The 21455-nt window shown below is 71.1% G+C and carries 16 protein-coding genes; 9 read left to right on the top strand and 7 right to left on the bottom strand.

What is annotated here, in order from left to right:
* Positions 1-13: 13 nt before the first annotated feature.
* From Acy02nite_RS15015 to Acy02nite_RS15005, 3 genes are read right to left on the bottom strand one after another with little or no spacing between them, the layout of a single operon-like run.
* Entirely contained in the window at positions 14-1999 is a 1986-nt protein-coding gene (locus tag Acy02nite_RS15015) for a 3-hydroxyacyl-CoA dehydrogenase NAD-binding domain-containing protein (protein ID WP_239174824.1), read from the bottom strand.
* 41 nt (positions 2000-2040) lie between these two features.
* A complete protein-coding gene (locus Acy02nite_RS15010) occupies positions 2041-3270 on the bottom strand; it encodes an acetyl-CoA C-acetyltransferase (protein ID WP_203740990.1) in 1230 nt (409 codons plus the stop codon).
* Positions 3260-4432, bottom strand: coding sequence for an acyl-CoA dehydrogenase family protein (locus Acy02nite_RS15005; protein ID WP_203740988.1), 1173 nt, complete (start codon positions 4430-4432; stop codon positions 3260-3262). Before Acy02nite_RS15005 ends, Acy02nite_RS15010 begins: the two co-directional genes overlap by 11 nt.
* 140 nt (positions 4433-4572) lie before the next feature.
* Between Acy02nite_RS15005 and Acy02nite_RS15000 the strand changes: the two genes are divergently transcribed.
* Positions 4573-5220, top strand: coding sequence for a TetR/AcrR family transcriptional regulator (locus Acy02nite_RS15000; protein ID WP_239174816.1), 648 nt, complete (start codon positions 4573-4575; stop codon positions 5218-5220).
* Positions 5221-5239: 19 nt separating this feature from the next.
* Here the strand turns inward: Acy02nite_RS15000 and Acy02nite_RS14995 are convergent, their stop codons facing one another.
* From Acy02nite_RS14995 to Acy02nite_RS14985, 3 genes are all read right to left on the bottom strand, one after another.
* Positions 5240-6709 (bottom strand): AF_0692 family protein, encoded by a 1470-nt coding sequence (locus Acy02nite_RS14995; protein ID WP_203740986.1) that lies wholly within the window; start codon positions 6707-6709, stop codon positions 5240-5242.
* Between the two features lie 66 nt (positions 6710-6775).
* Positions 6776-7438 (bottom strand): response regulator, encoded by a 663-nt coding sequence (locus Acy02nite_RS14990; protein ID WP_203740984.1) that lies wholly within the window; start codon positions 7436-7438, stop codon positions 6776-6778.
* A gap of 16 nt (positions 7439-7454) precedes the next feature.
* Positions 7455-8564, bottom strand: a complete 1110-nt coding sequence (locus Acy02nite_RS14985) for a sensor histidine kinase (RefSeq protein WP_203740982.1) — start codon at positions 8562-8564, stop codon at positions 7455-7457.
* Between the two features lie 209 nt (positions 8565-8773).
* Here Acy02nite_RS14985 and Acy02nite_RS14980 point away from each other — a divergent pair, with 209 nt between their 5' ends.
* Positions 8774-10759, top strand: coding sequence for a propionyl-CoA synthetase (locus Acy02nite_RS14980; protein WP_203740980.1), 1986 nt, complete (start codon positions 8774-8776; stop codon positions 10757-10759).
* Positions 10760-11462: 703 nt separating this feature from the next.
* Here the strand turns inward: Acy02nite_RS14980 and Acy02nite_RS14975 are convergent.
* Complete coding sequence (locus tag Acy02nite_RS14975) at positions 11463-13151, bottom strand: sulfatase-like hydrolase/transferase (protein ID WP_239174814.1); 1689 nt, start codon at positions 13149-13151, stop codon at positions 11463-11465.
* A 114-nt stretch (positions 13152-13265) separates the two neighbouring features.
* Here Acy02nite_RS14975 and Acy02nite_RS14970 point away from each other — a divergent pair, with 114 nt between their 5' ends.
* Genes Acy02nite_RS14970 through Acy02nite_RS14940 form a run of 7 tightly spaced genes read left to right on the top strand, consistent with a single transcriptional unit; the run spans position 13266 to position 21455 of the window.
* A complete protein-coding gene (locus tag Acy02nite_RS14970) occupies positions 13266-14894 on the top strand; it encodes an ABC transporter substrate-binding protein (RefSeq protein WP_203740978.1) in 1629 nt (542 codons plus the stop codon).
* Positions 14891-15790: an ABC transporter permease gene (locus Acy02nite_RS14965; RefSeq protein ID WP_203740976.1), complete on the top strand. Its 900-nt coding sequence runs from the start codon at positions 14891-14893 to the stop codon at positions 15788-15790. Before Acy02nite_RS14970 ends, Acy02nite_RS14965 begins: the two co-directional genes overlap by 4 nt.
* A gap of 3 nt (positions 15791-15793) precedes the next feature.
* Positions 15794-16648, top strand: a complete 855-nt coding sequence (locus Acy02nite_RS14960) for an ABC transporter permease (RefSeq protein WP_203740974.1) — start codon at positions 15794-15796, stop codon at positions 16646-16648.
* Positions 16645-18189 carry a dipeptide ABC transporter ATP-binding protein gene (locus tag Acy02nite_RS14955; RefSeq protein ID WP_239174812.1) on the top strand — a complete coding sequence of 515 codons (1545 nt, stop codon included), beginning with the start codon at positions 16645-16647 and terminating at the stop codon, positions 18187-18189. The genes Acy02nite_RS14960 and Acy02nite_RS14955 overlap by 4 nt, the downstream gene beginning before the upstream one ends.
* On the top strand, positions 18186-19184 hold the full coding sequence (locus Acy02nite_RS14950; RefSeq protein WP_203740972.1) for an LLM class flavin-dependent oxidoreductase: 999 nt from the start codon (positions 18186-18188) through the stop codon (positions 19182-19184). Before Acy02nite_RS14955 ends, Acy02nite_RS14950 begins: the two co-directional genes overlap by 4 nt.
* On the top strand, positions 19177-20445 hold the full coding sequence (locus Acy02nite_RS14945; RefSeq protein ID WP_203740971.1) for an LLM class flavin-dependent oxidoreductase: 1269 nt from the start codon (positions 19177-19179) through the stop codon (positions 20443-20445). The genes Acy02nite_RS14950 and Acy02nite_RS14945 overlap by 8 nt, the downstream gene beginning before the upstream one ends.
* Entirely contained in the window at positions 20442-21455 is a 1014-nt protein-coding gene (locus Acy02nite_RS14940; RefSeq protein ID WP_203740969.1) for an LLM class flavin-dependent oxidoreductase, read from the top strand. Before Acy02nite_RS14945 ends, Acy02nite_RS14940 begins: the two co-directional genes overlap by 4 nt.

The raw sequence follows: 21455 nt of genomic DNA, 5'->3' as shown, positions 1-21455 counted from the left end.
CCGGCGGCGGGGCTCATGCCGGGGCGAACCGCTCGCCGTATCGCGCCGCCAGCTCCGAGGCGCGGCCCTTGAAGTCGGGGTGCTGCTCGACGTACCGGATGACGCCGCCCGTCCAGGCCGGGAAGCCGATGCCGAGGATCGAGCCGATGTTGCCGTCCGCGTCGGTGCGCAGCACCCCCTCGGCCCGGCAGCGCAGCGCGTCCAGAGCCTCGCTGAACAGCAGACGTTCCTGCAGGTCGGCGAAGGGCACGGCGCGACCGGCGTCGGTGGCGAGCCCGGCCAGCCCGCTCCAGAGCCGGCCGCGGCGACCGTTCTCGTACGCGTAGAAGCCCTTCCCCGACGAGCGGCCCGCCCGCCCGTGGTTCTCCAGCAGGTCCTGCACCAGCGCGTGCGCCTTCTCGTAGCCCACGTTCACCCCGGCCGCCACGTACGCCTTGTGGATCTTGCCCATCAGCGTGAGCGTGACCTCGTCGGCCAGCGCGAGCGGCCCGGTCGGGTAGCCGGCCTGCAGCGCCGCCTGCTCGACCGACGCGGCCGGCACCCCCTCGGCGACCATGGTGACCGCCTCGTTGATGAACTGGCCGATCACCCGGCTGGTGAAGAACCCGCGCCCATCGTTGACCACGATCGGTGTCTTGCCGATCCGGCGGCCCAGGTCGAACGCGCGGGCGATCGCGGCGTCCGAGGTCTGCTCGCCGACCACGATCTCCAGCAGGGGCATCTTGCCGACCGGGGAGAAGAAGTGCATGCCGATGAAGTCGGCCGGCCGGGACACGCCGCCGGCGAGCCCGGTGATCGGCAGCGTCGACGTGTTCGAGGCGAGCAGCGCGCCCGGCGCGAGCACCGGCTCGACCTCGGCGAACACCTGGTGCTTGAGCTTCGGGTCCTCGAAGACCGCCTCGATCACCACGTCACAGCCGCGTAGGTCCTCGACGTCGGCGGTCGGCGTGATCCGGGCCAGCACCGCCGGGTCGCCCTCGGCCACCGCACGTGCCGCGGCCTCGGCGGAGACGTCCTTGACCACGACGGGCAGGCCCGCGCGGGCGCACGCGTACGCGATCCCGGCGCCCATCATCCCGGCGCCGAGCACCGCGACCTTCGTGGCCGGGGCGACCTCGGCGTCCGGGCGGGCCGCGCCGCCGTTGACCGCCTTCATGTCGAAGAAGAACGCGCCGATCATGTTCTTCGCGACCCGGCCGGTGAGCAGCGTGATCAGCCGCCGCGTCTCGATGGTGAACGCGGTCTCGAGGTCGACCTGCGCGCCCTCGACCGCCGTCTCCAGGATCGCCTCGGGCGCCGGCATCCGGTTGCCCTTGAGCTGCTTGCGCAGGGTGGCCGGGAACGCCGGCAGCTGCAGGGCGAGCTTCGGGGTGGCCGGGGTGCCGCCGGGCATCCGGTAGCCGGGCCGGTCCCACGGCTGGGCCGCGTCCGGGTTCGCCGCGATCCACTCCCGCGCGCGCGTGATCAGCTCGTCGGGCGTGGCGACGACCTCGTCGATCATGCCGGCGTCCCGGGCCGCGGCCGGCTTGAGCCGTTTGCCGGTGAGCAGCCAGGTCGTCAGTGCCGGGGCGATGCCGAGCATCCGGACCGTCCGGGTCACGCCGCCCGCCCCGGGCAGCAGACCCAGCGTGACCTCCGGGAACCCGACGCGCGTGCCGGGCGCGTCCAGGGCGATGCGGTGGTGGCAGGCGAGCGCGATCTCGAAGCCACCGCCCAGGGCCGCGCCGTTGATCGCGGCGACGACCGGCCGTCCGTACGTCTCCAGCCGTCGCAGATCCCGCTTGATCGTGCCGAGCAGCTCGAACAGCGCGGGCGCGTCCTCCGGCCGGGCCGTGCTCATCGTCGGCAGGTCACCGCCGGCGAAGAACGTGGTCTTGCCGCTCGCCACGATCACGCCGGTGACCTGCTCCTTCTCGGCCTCCAGGCGGTCGAGGGCGGCGGTCATGGCGGCCACGTAGGCGGCATTCATCGTGTTGGCCGATTGGTCCGGGTCATTCATCGTCAGCGTGACGATCCCGGCGTCGTCCTTCGAGTAGTCGATCACGCGAACTCCCCAACACGCTCGATGACGGTGGCGACGCCCATGCCGCCGCCGATGCAGAGGGTGACCACGGCCCGGTGCAGATCGCGGCGTTCCAGCTCGTCGACCACGGTGCCGACCAGCATGGCGCCGGTCGCGCCGAGCGGGTGGCCGAGCGCGATCGCGCCGCCGTTGACGTTGACGCGCTCCGGGTCGAGGCCGAGGTCGCGGATGTACTTGAGGACCACCGCGGCGAACGCCTCGTTGATCTCGAACAGGTCGATGTCGTCAGTGGTGAGGCCGGCCACCTCGAGCGCCTTGACCGTGGCCGGGGTCGGCCCGGTCAGCATCAGCGTCGGGTCGGCGCCGCTCACCGCCGCGCCGACGATCCTGGCGCGCGGGGTGAGGCCGAGCTCCTGGCCCGCCCGCTGCGAGCCGATCATGACGAGCGCCGCGCCGTCCACGATCCCGGACGAGTTCCCGGCGTGGTGGACGTGGTCGATCTCCTCCAGCCAGTGGTACTTCTGCAGCGCCACGGCGTCGAACCCGGCCTGCTCGCCGATCGTCGCGAACGACGGCTTGAGCTTGCCCAGGGCGGCGCGGGTGGTGTCGGGTCGCGGGTGCTCGTCGACGGTCAGCACGTCCAGGCCGTTCGGGTCGCGCACCGGCACGATCGAGCGGCTGAACGCGCCACCGGCGATCGCCTTGGCGGCACGCTCCTGCGACTGGATCGCATACCCGTCGACGTCGTCCCGGCTGAACCCCTCGATCGTCGCGATCAGGTCGGCGCTGATGCCCTGCGGCACGAAACTCGTGGCCAGCGCCGTCTCCGGGTCGAGGAACCAGGCGCCGCCGTCGGAGCCCATCGGGTTGCGCGACATCGACTCGACGCCGCCGGCCAGGATCAGGTGCTCCCACCCCGACCGGATCCGCGACGCGGCCTGGTTCACCGCCTCGAGACCAGAGGCACAGAAACGATTGAGTTGTACGCCGCCGGTGGTGTCCGGGAGCCCCGCGACGAGCGCCGCCGCCCGGGCCAGGTCGCCGCCCTGCTCGCCGATCGGCGTGACGATGCCCAGCACGACGTCCTCGACGCGCCGGGGGTCGAGACCGGGATTCCGTTTCCGCACGGCGTCGATCAGCCCGGTGACCAGGGTGATCGGCTTCGTGCCGTGCAGCGCGCCGTTGTCCTTGCCCCGCCCGCGCGGTGTGCGGACCGCGTCGTAGATGTAGGCCGTCTCAGAGGGCACGGGCGATCAGCTCCTTCATGATCTCGTTGGTGCCGCCGTAGATCTTCTGCACCCGGGCGTCGGCGTACATCCGGGCGATCGGGTACTCGGTGGTGTAGCCGTACCCGCCGAAGATCTGCAGGCAGCGGTCCACCACCTCGCACTGTCCCTCGGTCAGGTGGAGCTTGGCCATCGCGGCCGTCGCCACGTCCAGTTCACCCCGCTGGTGCCGGGCGATGCAATCGTCCAGGAAAACTCGTGACACCCGGGTCCGGGTCGCGCACTCGGCCAGCACCATGCGGGTGTTCTGGTGCCCCACGAGCGGCTTGCCGAAGGCGGTTCGCTCCTTCGCGTACGCCGTGGCGAGCCCGACCGCGCGCTGCATCGCGGCCACCGCGCCGACGCCGATCACCAGCCGTTCCTGCGGGAGCTGCCGCATGAGCTGGTAGAAGCCGGTGTTCTCGGCCTGCTCCCCGCCCAGCAGGTTCGCGGCCGGCACCCGGAACTCGTCGAAGAACAGCTCCGCGGTGTCGTTCGCGTGCAGCCCGATCTTCTCCAGGTTGCGTCCCCGCCGGAAACCGGGCGCGTCGTCGTCCAGCTCGCAGACCAGCAGCGAGATGCCGTGCGCCTTGGCGGACTGATCGGTCTTGACCGCCAGGACCAATAGGTCCGCCAGATACCCATTGGTGATGAAGGTTTTGGAGCCGGTCACGAGGTAGTCCTCGCCGGTCCGGACCGCACGGGTCCGTATCGCCTGGACGTCCGACCCGCCGGCCGGCTCGGTCATCGCGATCGCGCCGATCATCTCACCCGAGCAGAGCTTCGGGAGCCAGCGCCGCTTCTGCTCCTCGGTGCCGTACGCGTTCAGGTAGCCCGTCACGATCCCGCTGTGCACGGCCAGGCCCAGACTGCCCTCACCGGCCAGCTGCTGCTCGTGCAACATCACCGCCTCGTGGGTGAAGTCGCCGCCCCCGCCGCCGTACTCCTCCGGGACGGAAAGACCGAGCAGGCCGAGCTCGCCGGCCTTGAGGTAGTGCGCCCGGTCGGGGTGGCCCTGCTGTTCGAGGCGGGCCGTGTGCGGCACCACCTCCTTCAGGAAGAAGGCGCGGGCCATCTCGGCCAGGTCGTCGTGTTCCGGCTTGCGCCACGGCTCGGCGTAGCCGTCCAGTCCAGGCGTCGACATTGACACACCCTCGATCACTGTTGGCGCTCTGTCAACAAGCTCGCGATGAATTGGCGTCATCCATCTGTTCGCCCGATGAAAACATCGACGCACCACGCATCTCGGAGCCCGATGAATCGACGTGCCGTAAGGTCACGAACGTGTCGTCAGCAGGAACGCCGCCCGCCCCGGCCGCCGGGGCGCTGCGCCCGCCGGTGATCAGGGGACGCCGGCTGGAACCGGACGCCCGGCGCGAACAGATCCTCTCCGTCGCCGTGCGCCTGTTCGGCGAGCGGCCGTACCCGGAGGTCTCCACCACCGACGTGGCCCGTGACGCCGGAGTGGCCCGGGGGCTGGTCAACCACTACTTCGGGACGAAGAAGGAGCTCTACCTCGAAGTCGTACGGGTGATGCTGACCGTGCCCGAGGTGGCCCTCTCGCTCCTGCCCGACGGCGGCCCCGCCGAGCGCGCCGACGCGATCGTCGGCTGGTTCCTCGACGTGGTCTCCCGGCACAGCACCTCCTGGCTGGCCGCGATCACCGCCGGCGGGATGGCCGGGGACCCCGACGTCGACCAGGTCATCGCCGAGGCCGTCGACGTCGCCGCGGACAGCATCCTGACCGCGACCGGGCTCGGCGCCGACCCCGGCGAGGCGCTGCGGGGGATGGCCCGGGCCTACGTCGGGATGGCGACCTGCACGGCCCGGGAATGGTTGCAGCGGGGAGCGCTGACCCGGGAACAGGTGCACACGCTGCTGACCACCACGCTGCTGGCCATGGTCGAGAAGGTCTTCCCTCAGGCCACATGAGCCCGGACCGTTCCGTCCGTTAGCGCCGGTCCGTAACCGCTCGGTCCGTTACCGTCTGGTCCGGTACCGCCTGGTTCGGCACTGCCTGGTCCGGCCTCGTCCGGCGCAGCGCCATCGTTCCCAGAACCACGGTGAGTAGCGTCAACGTTCCCAGGAACAACCGGTCCGCGAGCGTCCCGGCGTTGGCCACCAGACCGAACACGGCGTGGCCGACGGTCGCTCCCAGGACGGCCCCGAACAGGTGGGCACGGGTCCAGGACCGGGCCGCCGTCCACCGGCGCAGGAGGAGACCCGTGCCGGCCGTGATCCCCGCCGCGGCGGCCATCGGGGCGAACGCCCAGGCGCCGTGGGTGAAGAACGACTGCTCGGAACCGGCGAACGGGAACAGCAGCGCGACGAACGCGAACGCGCCGGCGCCGGTCACGACGGCCGTCACGGCGGGGGAGAGGACCCTCGTGGCGGTGGCGGTGCGGCTGGCGGGCTCACGACGTACGCGCAAAGCAATGACCGTGACCAGCAGCGCGACGGCGAGAACGGCAGCGGCAGCGACCACCGGCATCGTGTAGCCGGGGTCCTCCGACGGCAGCACCGCGAACCGCACCAGCAGCGCGCCCAGCACCGCGACGACCCCGGTGGCGATCAGGCCGCCCCGGCGCAGGTACGGCAGCCGGCCGTGCCGCGCGAACAACAGCTCGGTCAGGACAATCGGGATCGTGATGCTGAAGACCGGGTGGTAGACCAGGTTCAGCTCGGTGTAGGCACTGTTCACGCACAGCAGCCGCGGCGCCCACTGCGCCGCGCGGTAGATCGTCGGGCTGGTCAGGCTCTGCAGGACCAGGCCCTCCTCGATCAGGCCGTAGGCGAGACCCAGCAGCAGCATCGTCGCAACGCCGCGTCCGGTGCGGCGGGTGACCTCGCGGATCAGCAGCGCCCCGGCGCCGTAGATCGGGATGAAGGCCGGGAACGCCCAGAGCTGACGCACCGGGATGTTGCCCAGCATGAGCTCGGCCACCACCGGCGCCAGCAGGACCAGGGTCCACGCCGCCCGCCGGTTTCGCGGGCGGGAGTCGGCCGGAATCGGGGCGTCGAACGCGGACCGGACGGCCCGCAGATTCACCGTGATCACCAGCGCGGCCAGGAGCAGCAGCTGGACGCCCTCGACGATCCGGAGCCAGGCCGGGTACTCGCCGCTGAGCAGCAGCCAGCCGACACCGATCAGCCCGGCGGCGGAGACGATCCGGACCCGGCGCAGCGCTCGCGGGTCGCCGGCCAGCAACTGACGGACGAACCGGGCGTAGAGCATGGCCACGCCAAGGATCGGCAACGGCCGGGTCCACAGTGTCCGGGAGAGCGCCGCCGGATCCGCCGAAGGGTCGTGCCCGTGCTGGTAGGCGAGGATCGGGTCGTGCAGGAGCAGCGTGATCAGCGCGAAGAGCACACTCACCGCGAGGTTCGTGACCAGCAGGGCGACAACGGTCTTCTTCGTCATGCCACGACGCTAGGAATTCCGTCGTCGCCGATCCTCCGGCCCGAGACCGGTCTTCCCTCTACGACTTCAGGATGACCTCGGCCGGACGACCCCCAGATCGTAGGCGAGCACGACCGCCTGGACCCGGTCCCGCACGTCGAGTTTGCGCAGCACCGCCGAGACATGGGTCTTCACGGTGGCCTCCGTGACGGTCAACTGCGTGGCGATCTCCGCGTTCGACGCGCCGCGGGCCAGCAACTCCAGGACCTCGCGCTCACGACCGGTCAGCCGGTCCAGGCGGGCGTCGGCGCCGGGCGGGGTCAGGTCCGCGGCGACGAAATGGTCCAGCAGCCGCCGGGTCGCGGTCGGGGCGAGCAGGGCCTCGCCGCGCGCCACGACCCGGATCGCCTCGACCAGATCGCCGGGACGGACATCCTTGAGCAGGAATCCGCTCGCCCCGGCCCGCAACGCGGCGTAGAGCGACTCGTCCAGGTCATAGGTCGTCAGCATGATCACGCGAGGCGGGTCGGGGGCCGCGGTCAGCCGGGCCGTCGCGGTCAGGCCGTCCATCCCGGGCATGCGGACATCCATCAGGACGACGTCGGGCCGCGTCTGCCCGGCGAGCCGCACCGCCTGCTCGCCGTCACCCGCCTCGCCCACCACCTCGAGATCGTCCCGCGCATCGATGATCATGCGGAAGCCGACGCGGACCAGCGCCTGATCGTCCACGATCAACACTCGGACACTCATGCGGCGGTTCCCCTCATCAGGCGTCTCCCTTGCTCAGATGGGCGCTCCCCAGGGGGAGTCGTGCCCGCACCCGGAAGCCGCCGTCCGGGCCCGGCTCGGCGGTGAGGGCGCCGTTGAGCAGCGCGGCCCGTTCCCGCATGCCGCGGATGCCGTTGCCGGGCGTGCTGCCGGCCCCGCCGTTGCCGTCGTCGCACACCTCGACCTCCACCGCCGTGCCGGTGATCCGGACCAGGACGTCCGCTGTGCGTGCGCCCGAGTGCCGCAGCGTGTTGGTCAGCGCCTCCTGCACGATCCGGTACGCCCCGAGCTGCACCCCGGCAGGCGGCTCACCGTCACCCTCCCGGCGCACGGTCACCGCCAGCCCGGCACCACTCATCGTCGCGGCGAGCTGCTCGACACCGGCCAGGCCCGGCTGCGGGGACGCGTCGTGCGCCTCGTCGCCGTCACGCACCGTACGCAGAAAGGTCCGCAATTCGGCCAGCGCCTCGCGCCCCGCCGTCTCGGTGCGCCGGATCGCGGCCCGGGCCTGGGCCGGATTCAGCTCGAAGACATCGTCGGCGGCAGCGGCCTGCACCACCATCACCGACACCGTGTGGGCCAGCACGTCGTGCAGCTCCCGGGCGATCCGCCCGCGCTCCTCCAGCACCGCCCGCCGCCGCTCCCACTCCTGCCGCGCGGCGCGGGCTCGGCCCAGCGCGCCCCAGCTCCACGCCAGCAGCGAAGCGGCCAGCCACCCAGCGGCCAGCAGCCACCGCCCCTGAATCGCGGCCGGCCCGCACACCGCGACGATCGCCGCGCCCAGCGCCCACAGACTCTCGCCGGCCGGTCTCGCCCACGCGAACGTGCACAGCACCACGAACGCCAGCCCCGGCCCGAACCCCGGCACCAGCAACTGCAGTGCCGCCCCGGCCAGCAGGATCCCCGCTGTGACCGGCCGCGGCGCCCGGTCCAGCCACCACAGGGCGGCGACCTGGCCCACGGCCAGCACGATCGCGCAGACCCGGGCCGGAGCGGCGGGCAGACCGGTGGTGCCCAGCCAGAACGCGGGCGAGACCAGCACCGTTGCCAGCAGCAGCAGGGCGCGCCGCCACCGCGGCGACAGCCGGGCCTCGTAGCCGTCCCCCATGCCCCCGAACCCTACTGGCCGGCCCTACTGGCTGTGCTGCCCTACTGGCTGTGCCTTCCCTGCCCTACTGCTGTGCCTTCCCTGCTGGCTGCGCCTTCCTTACTGGCTGTGCCTTTCCTATTGGCTGTGCCTTCCCTGCTGGCTTTGCCGGAACTCCCGTGGAGTGAAGACGGGTGGACAAAAGGGCCACCCCGGCGGAGCGTCAGATCATGGCTGACTACCGGCAGACCTACCAGCGCAGCATCACGGATCCGGAGGCGTTCTGGCGCGAGGCCGCCGCCGGCATCGACTGGCACGTCCCGCCGACCCGGATCCTCGACGACAGCGAGGCGCCGATCTTCCGCTGGTACCCCGACGCGGAGCTGAACACCTGCCACAACGCCCTGGACCGGCACGTCGACCAGGGGCGCGGCGAGCAGACGGCGCTGATCTACGACAGCCCGGTCACGGGCGTGACACGAACCTACTCGTACGCGCAGCTGCGTGACGAAGTCGCGGTCTTCGCAGGAGCACTGAGCCGCCTCGGGGTCACCCGTGGCGACCGGGTCGTGATCTACATGGCGATGGTGCCGGAGACGGTGATCGCGATGCTTGCCTGCGCCCGGCTCGGCGCGGTGCACTCCGTCGTCTTCGGCGGCTTCGGCGCCCGCGAGTTGGCAGCCCGCATCGACGACGCGCGTCCGAAAGTGATCGTTGCGACGTCCTGCGGGATCGAGGCCGGGCGGATCATCCCGTACCAGCCGATGCTCGACGCCGCCCTCGACACGGCCACCCACGTGCCGGCCCGTCGCGTGATCCTGCAACGCCCCGAACACCCGGCGACCCTGCTCGACGACCGCGACCTGACCTGGGCCGAAGCGATCGCGGGCGCGGAACCCGCGGCGTGCGTGCCGGTCCGCGCGACCGACCCGCTCTACATTCTCTACACCTCCGGGACGACCGGCCGGCCCAAAGGCGTGGTCCGCGACAACGGCGGTCACGCAGTCGCGCTGCGATGGTCGATGGAGAACATCTTCGACGTACGGGCCGGGCAGACGTTCTGGGCGGCGTCCGACGTCGGATGGGTGGTCGGGCACTCGTACATCGTCTACGCACCGCTGCTCGCCGGTGCCACGACCGTGCTCCACGAGGGCAAACCCGTCGGCACCCCGGACGCCGGAGCGTTCTGGCGAGTCGCCGCCCAACACCGTGTGACCAGCATGTTCACGGCGCCGACAGCGCTGCGGGCGATCCGCAAGGAAGACCCCGAGGGCAAACACCTTTCCGCGTACGACCTCAGCCCGCTGCGCCTGCTCTTCCTCGCCGGCGAGCGGCTCGACCCGCAGACCTACCGGTGGGCGGGTGACCTGCTCGGCGTGCCGGTGATCGACAACTGGTGGCAGACCGAGACCGGGTGGCCGATCGCGGCGAGCCCCCGCGGCATCGAACCGTTGCCGACCAGACCGGGGTCGCCGTCCCTGCCGATGCCCGGTTACCGCGTCCGAGTCGTCGACGAGTCCGGAAATGATCTGCCGCCCGGTGTAGAAGGCTCGATCGTCCTCGGCCTGCCACTGCCACCCGGCTGCCTGCCGACACTGTGGCAGGACGACGAGCGGTACGTACGTTCGTACCTGTCGTCCCATCAGGGCAACTACCTGACGGGAGACGGCGGGCGGTTCGACGAGGACGGCTACCTGTACGTACTGGGCCGCACCGACGACGTCATCAACGTGGCCGGGCACCGGCTGTCCACCGGCGCGATGGAGGAGGTGCTCGCCGCCCACCCCGCGGTTGCCGAGTGCGCGGTGATCGGCGTCCACGACCCGGTCAAGGGCCAGGTCCCGCGCGCCTTCGTCGTCCTCAAAGCCGGCGCCGTGACCCCCGGCTCGTCGGGCGCTGTTGCCCCCGGCTCGTCAGACGTTGTGACCTCCGATCCGTCAGAGACCGTGTCCTTCGGCTCGTCAGGGCATGACCAGGCCGAACAGTTACGGCAGATCAGGCTGGAACTGGTCGCCCGGGTCCGTGCCGAGATCGGCCCGGTCGCGGCCCTGCGCCGGGTGGACGTCGTCCCCGCGCTCCCGAAGACCCGATCCGGCAAGATCCTCCGGGCGACGATGCGCGGCCTCGCCGACGGCGCTGACACCCCCATCCCGTCGACGATCGAGGACCCCGCCGTGCTCGACGCCCTCCGGCCGCTGCTGCGACCCACCGATTGAACCACGCCCCGAAGATCATTCCCGGTTGTCCACATTGTTGCTCCGTCCACAGGCCACCCGCCGCCCGCCCCGATCCCCCGCAAGGATGGTGAGTGGGCGGTCTGCCCCCTTGGTTGGGGTGGGGACCGGGACTTGGGCGGCGGGTTGGGGTTGGCCGGCCGCGGGCGGCTGGTGCTGGTGGTTGTTCTCCGGCCCGTTTTCGACCGTGAGTGCCAGCTGACTGCGGTCGGCTGGTGGTGGTGGTTGTTTCCCGGCTTGTTTTCGACCCTGAGTACCAGCTGGCTGTGGTCGGCTCGGCTGCCCGCGCTCCGCGCTCGCCGGCTGGTCGCTGGAGGTGTTTCCGAGCGCGGATACACCCTTGGAGTCCAGCTGGGCTGCTTTGGCTGGTCGCTGCGGGTGTTTCCGGGCGCGGATACACCCCTGGGGGCCAGCTGGGCTGCTTCGTGGAACACAGCGCGGGGACTGCGGGGGAGCGGGGGCGTGCGGCACCGGTGGAGGTCGGTGCCGCACGCGGCCTGAGAGAGCTCGCGCTCCGAGAAAGCCCGCCTGGGAAAGCTCGCGCTCCGCGAAAGCCAGCGCCCGATGGGCTCGTGCCGGGCGGGCTCGTGCTCGGCGGGGCTTGCGCCGGGTGGGCTGGGCGGGCTGCGCCGGGCGGGCTGCGCCGGGCGGGCTGCGCCGGGAAGGGGCGACGCCGGGGAGGGCGTCAGTGGCTGTTGCCTCCCGGGCCCATCGCGGTCAGGAACTTGTCGCGGAAGGCGTTCATCGGCCACACCGGCGCGTCCGGCGCGGGCTTGATCCCGTCGGTCCAGCCCCACCCCGCGATGCGGTCGATGACGGCCGGGTCCTTGGCGACGATGGTGATGGGCACGTCGTGGCTGGCATTGTCGCCGGTGACGACGGGGGACGGCTGGTGGTCGCCGAGGAAGACCATCACGAGGTTGTCGTTGCCGTACTTGGCGATCCAGTCGGTGAGGGTCGTCAGCGTGTACTGGACGGATTTGCCGTACTGGGATCGTACTGTCGCGGAGGCTTTCCAGATCTCGTTCTTGGGCGGCTGCTTGGCGACGATCGCGTTGTAGACCGAGCCGTCGCCGACCTGGTCCCAGTCGATGAATTCGGGCAGCGGCGACCACGGGGTGTGGCTGGAGACGAGCGGCATCTCGACGAAGAGCGGCTTGCGCCCGGTCTTGTTGTACTCGACCTGGTCGAACTGCTTGAGCGTGTACTGGTCGGGCATCGGCGCCCAGCTGAACCGGGGCCCGTTGTAGCTGAGGTTCCGGCTGTCCCAGACCCGGTCGAAGCCGTAGAAGTTGCCTTCGGGCCAGGCGCGGGTGGCGCCGGGCATGACGCTGACGGTGTCCCAGCCGGCGGAGCGGAACAGGTTGGGCAGGGTGAGCCGGTTGCTGGCGGTCAGGTTGCGGTACCGGGCCTGGTTGTTGATCCACAGCCCGGACATGGTGGTGGAGTGGGCGAGCCAGCTGCCGCCGCCGAAGGTGGGGGAGGTGAGCCAGCCGCTGCGGCTGGTGAAGCCGGCCGCTTTGAGTTTGGCGGTGCCGGCGTCGAGGACCGGGTCGACGCCGGGGGCCAGGTTGGGCGCTTCGACGGCGTTGCGGCCGTAGCTCTCGACGAAGGTGAGCATGACGTCCTTGCCGGCCAGGCCGGTGAGCAGCTGGTCGGACGGCACGTTCTTGTACGCGTCGACCTGCACCTCGCGGTTGAACTCGGCTTCGCGCTGGACGCCGGCCCGGGCCTGCCCGGCGCGGTCCCAGGCGTACATGACGGAGGTGCGCGCGGCCAGTGGCACGTCGGCGACCAGGCCGGGGACGTTGAGGGTCAGGGTGAGCGCCCAGGCGACAGCGATGGCGGCGCCGCTGAACGCGGATCTGCGCCGGTTCTCGCCGAGCAGCCGGGTGATTCGCAGCATCGCCCAGACGGTCAGGCCGAGCACGCCGGTGACCAGTAGTGCGATGCCGGTGAGCGCGCCGATCAGGCCGGTCGTGCCGTAGGAGTCGCGGACGAAGTCGTACGCGTCGTCGAACAGCACCCAGTCGAGCACCGGGTCGAACGGGCGGGCGAGGACGGCGAAGAAGCCCATGTCGAGGCACTTCTCCAGGACGAGCCAGCCGAGGCCGATGCCGCCGAGGACCGCGGCGATCTTCCGGGGGCGGCGGGGCAGCACGATCAGCACGCCGATGATGATCGCGGCCTCGATCGGGATGCGGACGAAGCTCCCGAGGGTGAGGCGTGCCAGGACGTTCGGGAACAGCAGTTCGGCCAGGACGATCAGGCAGGCGAGGACGGTCACGCCACGCCCGGTCCAGGGGTGCCGCAGGAGGCGGCGTACGCGGCCGGGGGTGGCGGGGGTCTGCTGATCGGCAAGGTCAGGTTGCACGACATGGGGAACGCACGGTGTCGCCGGATGGTTCAAGCCGATGTTGTCGCGGACGTCATAGCCTCTTGCCTTTCTCCTATTCGACCTATAGGAAATAGGGAGAGGAGGTCGTCCATGCGCCGCTTCAGCGCCACGATTCTTACCATCGCCCTGCTCACCGTCGCCGGCTGCTCGGGCGGATCGCCGGGCAGCTCCGCCGACGCCGGCGCCCCGGTCAGCGGCGGCTCCCTGACCTGGGCCGTCGAGACCGAGCCGATCACGTTCAACCCCCATCTGTACTCACAGGCCAAGGCTCGCCTGCTGGTCTGGAACAGCTTCGAGGCCCTGCTCACCCACGACGACAAGGGTGGCTATCTGCCCTGGCTGGCCAGCGGTTACGACGTGTCGCAGGACGGCCGGACGTACACCTTCACGCTGCGCCCCGGCGTCACCTTCTCGGACGGCACCAAGTTCGACGCCGCCGCGGTCAAGACCAACATCGATCAGCTCCTGGTGCCGAACTACGCGCCCAACGTCGCCGCCGTCCAGCTCAAGAACCTCGACCGGGTGGAGGTCAAGGACGACTCCACCGTCGTGTTCCAGCTGACGAAGCCGGACGTCCTGATCCTGGACTTCCTCTCCTCGCCGCAGGGCGCGCAGGTCTCGCCGAAGTCGCTGAAGGAGGCGAAGAACCTCAAGGCGGGCGGCACCGAGCTGGCCGGGACGGGCCCGTTCGTCCTGGACCGCTACACCCCCGGCCAGGAGGTGCACTTCGCCAAGAACCCGGCGTACAACTGGGCGCCGGCCAATGCCGGACACTCCGGTCCGGCGTACCTCGACGGGATCACCTACCGCTTCCTGAAGGAGTCGTCGGTGCGCGTCGGCGCGCTGACCTCCGGCCAGGTCCAGATCATCGAGGGCGTCCCGGCCACCGACGAGTCGCTGATCAGTGCCAACCCCGACCTGTCGCTGGTGCGCGGGCTGAACTCCGGCTCCACGTACTCCTACTACTTCAACACCGCCCACGCGCCGTTCGACGACGTGCTGGTCCGGCAGGCGTTCCGCGAGGCGCTGGACGTGCCCGCGGTGCTCAACGGGGTCTACCGGAACACCGCGACGAGGGCGTGGAGCGTGATCGGACCGACCAGTCCGTTCTACGACAAGTCGCTGGAAGGCAGCTATGGCGGCGACGCCGGCAAGGCCAACCAGCTGCTGGACCAGGCCGGCTGGTCCGCCAAGGACGCCGAGGGCTTCCGGACAAAGGACGGGAAGCGATTGACGGTACGTCTCGTGCAGTCCGCCCCGTACATCCGCGACCGCCGTGACGTGCTGGCACAGGCCGTGCAGGCCGCGGTGAAGCAGAGCGCCGGCATCGACGTGCAGATCCAGCTGGTCGACCAGGGCACCGCCACCAAGGCCCTCGCGGACGGCGAGTACGAGCTGTTCGACAACTCCCGTGCCGACACCGACGCCGGCGCCGCGCTGAACCTGCTGCTCTACTCGACCGGCTCGATCAACCGCACCGGCTACAAGAGCCCCGAGCTGGACAAGCTGCTCGACGCCGCGATCGCCACCACCGACCAGGCCAACCGTGCCGAGACGTACAAGCAGGTCCAGAAGCTGGTGGTCGCCGACCAGGCGCTGGTGCAGCCGCTCTACGCCCCGCAGGACCAGATCGCCGCGTCGAAGTCGGTCGGCGGCACCGGGTTCGAGCCGACCGCCGGTGTCCCGGTCGACGCCTACAACCTCTGGCTGAGCAAGTGATCACGGCCGTCCTGCGCCGGGTGGGCGCGGGCGTGCTGGTCCTCTGGGCCGCCGCGTCCGCCGCCTACCTGGCGCTGCTCGCCGCCCCGGGCAGCACTGTCGACGCGATCATCGGAGACGGCGCCGACACCCCGGGCATCCGCGCGCAGATCATCGACGAATGGCACCTCGACCGCCCGGCCCTGGTGCAGTACCTGGACTTCCTCTGGCGCGCGGCGCACGGCGACCTCGGCCGGTCCTACCTGCTGCAGCGCCCGGTCTCCGCGGTGATCGGCAGCCAACTGGTGCCGACCCTGAAGCTGGCCGTCGCCGCGGCCGTCTTCGGGCTCGTCCTCGCCCTGGTCTTCGCGATCTTCGCCCGCCGCCTCACCTCGGTGATCGGGCTGGTTCTGGTCTCCACCCCGCCGTTCCTGATCGGGATCGTGCTGCTCAGCGTCTTCTCGTTCACCCTGGGCTGGTTCCCGGTCTCCGGCGACCGGAGCTTCGCGGCCCTGGTGCTGCCGGCGATCACGATGGGCCTGCCGATCGCCGGCACCCTCGCGCAGGTGCTGCGCGAGGGTCTGGACCGGGCGCTGGAGGAGCCGTTCGCGGTCACCGCCCGGGCCCGCGGGCTGCGGGAACGAGCGGTCCTGACCCGGCACGCGCTCAAGCACGCGCTGCTGCCGGCGGTGACCATGCTCAGCTGGTCGTTCGGGGTGCTGATCGGCGGCACGGTGATCATCGAGCAGGTCTTCGGCCGCCCCGGGCTCGGGCAGGTCACCGTGCAGGCGGTCAACTCCAGCGACCTGCCGGTGGTGCTCGCCGTCGTCATCCTGGCCGCTGCCGTCTTCGTCGTCATCAACACCGTCACCGACCTCGCGTACCTGCTCATCGACCCACGGTTGCGAAGGAGCTGACCGATGACGATCGCGCTGACCGGCCCCCGGGCCGTCCGTCTCCGCTCGCTGCGCCCGGCCCGCCCGGGCGTCGTCGTGGCCGTCCTGTTCCTGCTGGTGGCCCTGCTGGCGGCCGCGTGGCCGTCGCTGTTCGCCGGCGATCCGCTGCGGGCCGACCCGCTGCACGTGCTCGGAGCGCCGTCCGGGAGCCACTGGTTCGGCACCGATCAGCTCGGGCGCGACGTGTTCGCCCGGGTCGTGCACGGCGCCCGGCACTCGCTGTCGATCGGGGTCTCCGCGACGCTGATCGCGGTCGGCACCGGCATCCTGCTCGGCCTGCTCGCCGGCCTCGGCCACCGGGTCGCCGACGAGGCGCTGAGCCGCTCGTTCGACGCGCTGTCGGCGTTCCCGCTGGTCCTGCTCGCGCTGCTGTTCATCGCGATCGCCGGGACCGGCACCACCAGCCTGATCGTGGCGATCGGCATCGCCCTGGTGCCGCACTTCGCGCGGGTGGTGCGGGCGCAGACGTTCGTGGTGCGCCGGGCCGCGTACGTTACCCACGCCGTCGCGTTCGGCGCCACCCGGCCCCGCCTGGTGCTGCGGCACGTGCTGCCGAACGTGCTGGGCCCGATCCCGGTCCTCGCCGTGATCGGTCTCGGCGAGGCGATCCTGCTCGCCGCGGGCCTCAGCTTCCTCGGCATGGGCCCGCAACCACCCTCGCCGGAATGGGGCGCGATGATCTCCGAAGGCCGTGGATACCTGCACATCGCCTGGTGGGCATCGGTCCTGCCGGGCCTCGTGGTCACCGCCACGATCATCTCCCTGACCGTCGTCGGGCGCTTCTTCCAGCGCCGCTTCGAGGGAAGGGAGCTCGCGTGACGCCGCCACTGGTCCGGGTCGAGGACCTCACGATCACGTTCCACCTGCCCCGGCGCACGGTCGAGGCGGTCCGCGGCGTCAGCTTCACGATCGAGCCGGGCGAGTGCGTCGCGATCGTCGGCGAGTCCGGCTCCGGCAAGAGCGTCACCGCCCGCAGCCTGGTCGGACTGGCCGGTCCGGGCGCGCGGGTGGACGCCGCCACGCTGGAGGTCGACGGTCAGGACGCGCGCCGCTTCGCCCCCCGCGACTGGCGGCGCCTGCGGGGTGGCTTCGCCGGGCTGGTCCTGCAGGACGCCCTGGTCTCGCTCGATCCGCTGCGCACGGTGGGCGCCGAGATCGCCGAGGTGCTGCGGGTCCACTCCTCGAGAAGCCGATCCGAGCGTACGAGGGAAGCCCTCCGACTGCTCGACGAGGTGCACGTCCCCGAGCCGGAGCGCCGCGCCGGGCAGTACCCGCACCAGCTCTCCGGCGGCCTGCGCCAGCGCGCGTTGATCGCCTCCGCGCTGGCCGGCGGCCCGAAACTGCTGATCGCCGACGAGCCCACCACCGCCCTGGACGCCACGGTCCAGGCGCAGATCCTGAAACTGCTCGCCGAGCGCCGCTCGTTGGGCGACACCCTGCTGCTGATCAGCCACGACCTGGCCGTGGTGTCCCGGCTCGCCGACCGGGTGCTGGTGATGAAGGACGGCCGGCTCGTCGAGTCGGGAACCACCAAGCGGCTGTTGTCCGGAGCTGACCACCCGTACACCAGGAAGTTGATCGCCGCGGCGAGCGGCCGCCGGCGCGAGAGCACCGCCGAGCCCGGGCCGGTCGTCGCCGAGGCGACCGCGCTGCGCAAGGTCTACGGCGACCGCGCCGTGGTCCGCGACGTCGGCGTGACGATCCGGCGCGGCGAGATCGTCGGCCTGGTCGGCGAGTCCGGCTCGGGCAAGACGACCGTCGCGCAGCTGCTGTTCGGGCTCGTCGAACCCACCTCCGGCCAGGTCCGATTCGAGGGCCAGCGGTTCAGCGGGGTGCCCGAGCGGGCCCGGCGGCCGCTGCGGCGCCGGTTGCAGTTCATCGCGCAGGACCCGCTGTCGGCGTTCGACCCGCGCTGGACCGTCCGGCGCATCGTCGCCGAGGCCCTGCCCCGCGGCGAATCGGTCACGCCGGTCCTGGAACGGGTCGGGCTCGGCGGGGACGTGCTCGACCGCTATCCACGGCAACTCTCCGGCGGTCAGCGGCAGCGCGTCGCGATCGCCCGGGCCATCGCCCCGCGACCGAGTCTGATCATCTGCGACGAGCCGGTCTCCGCGCTCGACGTCTCGGTGCAGGAGCAGGTGCTCGATCTGCTCGCCGGGATCCGCGAGCGGGACGGGACGGCGCTGCTGTTCATCTCGCACGACCTGGGCGTGGTCCGTGACCTCGCCGACCGGGTGCTGGTCATGCAGGACGGCCAGGTCGTGGAGCAGGGGACGTCGCAGGCCGTCTTCGAGCAGCCCCAGCACGAGTACACGCGCCGGCTGCTGGCGGCCGTGCCCACTTTGGAGGTTTCAGCATGACACTGCAGGTCGCGGTCGCCCTCGACGATCGATCGTTCGCGGCGCAGGACTGGGTCGCGGCGGTGCAGCAGGCCGATGACGCCCGGCTGGACTTCGTGACCTTCGACGACGCGTTCGGGCGACGGGGACCGGACGCGGTGCTGGTCGCCTCCCGGGTCGCGCCGGTCACCCGGCACATCGGGCTCGTTCCGGTGGCGACCACCACCCACACCGAGCCGTTCCACCTGTCGACCGCGCTGGCCACGCTCGACTGGGTCAGCCGGGGACGGGCCGGCTGGCAGGTGCGGGTCTCCGCCGACCCGGCCGAGGCGGACCTGCTCGGGCAGCGGGCGCCGCTCGGCTTCGACGACCTGTTCACCGAGGCGGCCGACGCGGTCGAGGTGGTGCGCCGCCTCTGGGACAGCTGGGAGGACGACGCGATCATCAAGGACGTCGCCACCGGCCGGTTCGTCGACCGGGACAAGCTGCACTACATCGACTTCGCCGGCGAGCACTTCACGGTCAAGGGGCCCTCGATCGTGCCGCGGCCGCCGCAGGGGCAGCCGGTGATCGCCGCGCTCACGCACCAGGCCCGGGTCTGGGAGCGCCTCGACGTCGACGTCTACTTCGTGACACCGGCCGACGTGGACAATGCCGCGACGATCGTCCGTCAGCTCCCGGCGGAGAAGAAGGTCTTCGCCGACGTCGTCGTGTTCCTCGACGCCGACCAGGAGACCGCGATCCGGCGGCGCGGCGCCACCACCTCGGACGCGGCCGTCTTCGCCGGCACTCCCGCCCAGCTCGCGGACCTGATCGCGAGCTGGGAGCCGGCCGGGATCGCGGGCGTGCGGCTGCGCCCGGGCACCCCCGCCGACCTGACCACGATCACCGGTGAGCTGACCGGAGTGCTGCGCGAGCGCGGCCTCTTCGCGCCGTCCACCGCCACCACGCTGCGCGAACGCCTCGGGCTGCCGGTGGCGGTCAACCGCTATTCCCAGGAGGCCGCGAATGCCTAAGCAGATCATCCTCGCCGCCCACTTCCCCGGCGTGAACAACACGACCGTCTGGAGCGACCCACGCTCGGGAAGCCAGATCGAGTTCTCCTCCTTCGAACACCTCGCGCGTACGGCGGAGCGGGGCAAGTTCGACTTCTTCTTCCTCGCGGAGGGCCTGCGCCTGCGCGAGCAGCGCGGACTGATCCACGACCTGGATGTGGTCGGCCGCCCGGACACCCTGACCGTCCTGACCGCGCTGGCCGCCGTCACCACCCATCTCGGGCTGGCCGGCACGCTGAACGCCACCTTCCACGAGCCGTACGAACTGGCCCGCCAACTGGCGACGCTCGACCACCTGTCCGGCGGGCGGGCGGCGTGGAACGTGGTCACCTCGCACGGCGCGTTCTTCGGCGAGAACTTCCGCCGCGGCGGGTTCCTCGACCACGCCGACCGGTACCGGCGGGCCGGCGAGTTCATCGAGGCCGCGCGCACGCTGTGGGACTCCGACGGCGGGGACTTCGCGATCACCAGCTCGCAGTTCGACATCAAGGGCCGGTTCGGGGTGCCGCGCAGCCCGCAGGGGCGGCCCGTCGTCCTGCAGGCCGGGGACTCCTCCGAGGGGCGTGACCTGGCCGCCCGCTACGCGGATGCGATCTTCTCGCGGCATCACAAGCTCGACGACGCCCAGCAGTTCTATCGCGACGTCAAGGACCGGCTCCCCGCGTACGGCAGGAACCGTGATTCTCTGAAGATCATCCCGGGCGTCTCCTACGTGTTGGGGGACACCGACGCCGACGCCCAGGAGAAGGCGCACCACATCCGGCGGCAGCAGGTCACCCCGCAGACCGCGATCCTGCTGCTGGAGCAGCTCTGGAACCAGGATCTGTCCGCCTACGACCCGGAGGGGCCGCTGCCGGCGGTGGACCCGGTGCTCGACGAGGCCGACACGATCATCAAGGGCCGGGCCGGGATGTTCCCCGACCGGCTGAAGACCGCGAACGAGTGGCGCGCGCTCGCCGAGGCCAAGAAACTGTCGATCCGGGACCTGGTCATCGAGGTGACCGGGCGGCAGAACTTCATCGGCACGCCCGACCGGGTCGCTTCTCTTCTGAACGAATACGTACAGACCGATGCCTGTGACGGGTTCATCCTGGTCCCGCACCTGACGCCGGCCGGGCTCGACGACTTCGTCGACCAGGTGGTCCCGCTGCTGCAGGAACGCGGCGTCTTCCGCACTTCCTACGAGTCCTCGACCTTGCGCGCAAACCTGGGGCTGGCATGAAGTTCCTGCTGCTCACCCTGATCACCTACTTCGACAAGGACAAGAGCCCGGCGCAGCGGCTGCGCGAGGTGGTCGACAGTGCTGTGCTCGGCGAGGAGCTCGGCTTCGACGGGTTCGCCGTGGGGGAGCGGCACGAGCGGCCGTTCCTCTCCTCGGCGCCGCCGGTCATCCTCAGCCACATCGCCGCGAAGACGTCGGCCATCCGGCTCTGGACCGGCGTCACCACGCTCAGCCTGCTCGACCCGGTGCGCGCGTTCGAGGATTACAGCACCCTCGACAACCTCTCCGGCGGGCGCCTCGAACTGATCGTCGGCAAGGGCAACGGCACCGCGCAGGCGCAACTGTTCCACGTCACCGTCGAGGACCAGTGGGAACGCCAACGGGAGAGCTACGAGCTGTTCCGGCGGCTCTGGCGCGAACCCAGGGTCACCTGGGAGGGGAAGTTCCGGCCGTCGCTCACCGACGCGGAGACCTGGCCACGACCGTTGCAGCAGCCGGTCACGGTCTGGCACGGCAGCGCCACCAGCAGGGCGTCCGTCGAGCTCGCCGCTCAGTACGGCGACCCGCTGTTCTCCGCCAACGTGACCAACCCCATCGAGCCGTACGCCGAACTCATCGATTTCTATCGCGAACGCTGGGCCTTCCACGGGCATGACCCGGCCGCCATCCGGATCGGCGCCGGTAGTGCCGGTTTCTACGTGGCGCGCACGTCGCAGGAGGCGCTCGACGTCTACCGGCCGATCTGGCAGGCCCGGATCGATCAGTTCCGCAAGGTCGGCGTCGAGCCGGTCTTCCCGACCATCGAGGACGCCGTCGAGCGCAGCTCCGCGCTGATCGGCAGCCCGCAGCAGATCATCGACAAGGTGCACCGCTACCACGAGCGGTTCGGGCACGAGGTCACCCACCTGTCCGCGGACACCGAAGGCCTCACCGAGAAGCAGCAGCGTGCTTCGCTGGAACTGTTCGCGAGCGAGGTCGCCCCCGTGCTACGCCAGTTGAAAGGGCGGTAG

Source organism: Actinoplanes cyaneus, assembly GCF_016862095.1.
GTDB lineage: Bacteria > Actinomycetota > Actinomycetes > Mycobacteriales > Micromonosporaceae > Actinoplanes > Actinoplanes cyaneus.
This window is presented reverse-complemented; position numbering and strand designations above follow the sequence as displayed.

What these genes read in the sequence shown, in the direction of transcription:
- Acy02nite_RS14945 (WP_203740971.1), top strand. Translation starts at nt 19,177, where the DNA reads ATGCCTAAGCAGATCATCCTCGCCGCCCACTTCCCCGGCGTGAACAAC.
- Acy02nite_RS14970 (WP_203740978.1), top strand. Translation starts at nt 13,266, where the DNA reads ATGCGCCGCTTCAGCGCCACGATTCTTACCATCGCCCTGCTCACCGTC.
- Acy02nite_RS15015 (WP_239174824.1), bottom strand. Translation starts at nt 1,999, where the DNA reads ATGAATGACCCGGACCAATCGGCCAACACGATGAATGCCGCCTACGTG.
- Acy02nite_RS14950 (WP_203740972.1), top strand. Translation starts at nt 18,186, where the DNA reads ATGACACTGCAGGTCGCGGTCGCCCTCGACGATCGATCGTTCGCGGCG.
- Acy02nite_RS14960 (WP_203740974.1), top strand. Translation starts at nt 15,794, where the DNA reads ATGACGATCGCGCTGACCGGCCCCCGGGCCGTCCGTCTCCGCTCGCTG.
- Acy02nite_RS14980 (WP_203740980.1), top strand. Translation starts at nt 8,774, where the DNA reads ATGGCTGACTACCGGCAGACCTACCAGCGCAGCATCACGGATCCGGAG.
- Acy02nite_RS14940 (WP_203740969.1), top strand. Translation starts at nt 20,442, where the DNA reads ATGAAGTTCCTGCTGCTCACCCTGATCACCTACTTCGACAAGGACAAG.
- Acy02nite_RS14985 (WP_203740982.1), bottom strand. Translation starts at nt 8,564, where the DNA reads ATGGGGGACGGCTACGAGGCCCGGCTGTCGCCGCGGTGGCGGCGCGCC.
- Acy02nite_RS14990 (WP_203740984.1), bottom strand. Translation starts at nt 7,438, where the DNA reads ATGAGTGTCCGAGTGTTGATCGTGGACGATCAGGCGCTGGTCCGCGTC.
- Acy02nite_RS14995 (WP_203740986.1), bottom strand. Translation starts at nt 6,709, where the DNA reads ATGACGAAGAAGACCGTTGTCGCCCTGCTGGTCACGAACCTCGCGGTG.
- Acy02nite_RS15005 (WP_203740988.1), bottom strand. Translation starts at nt 4,432, where the DNA reads ATGTCGACGCCTGGACTGGACGGCTACGCCGAGCCGTGGCGCAAGCCG.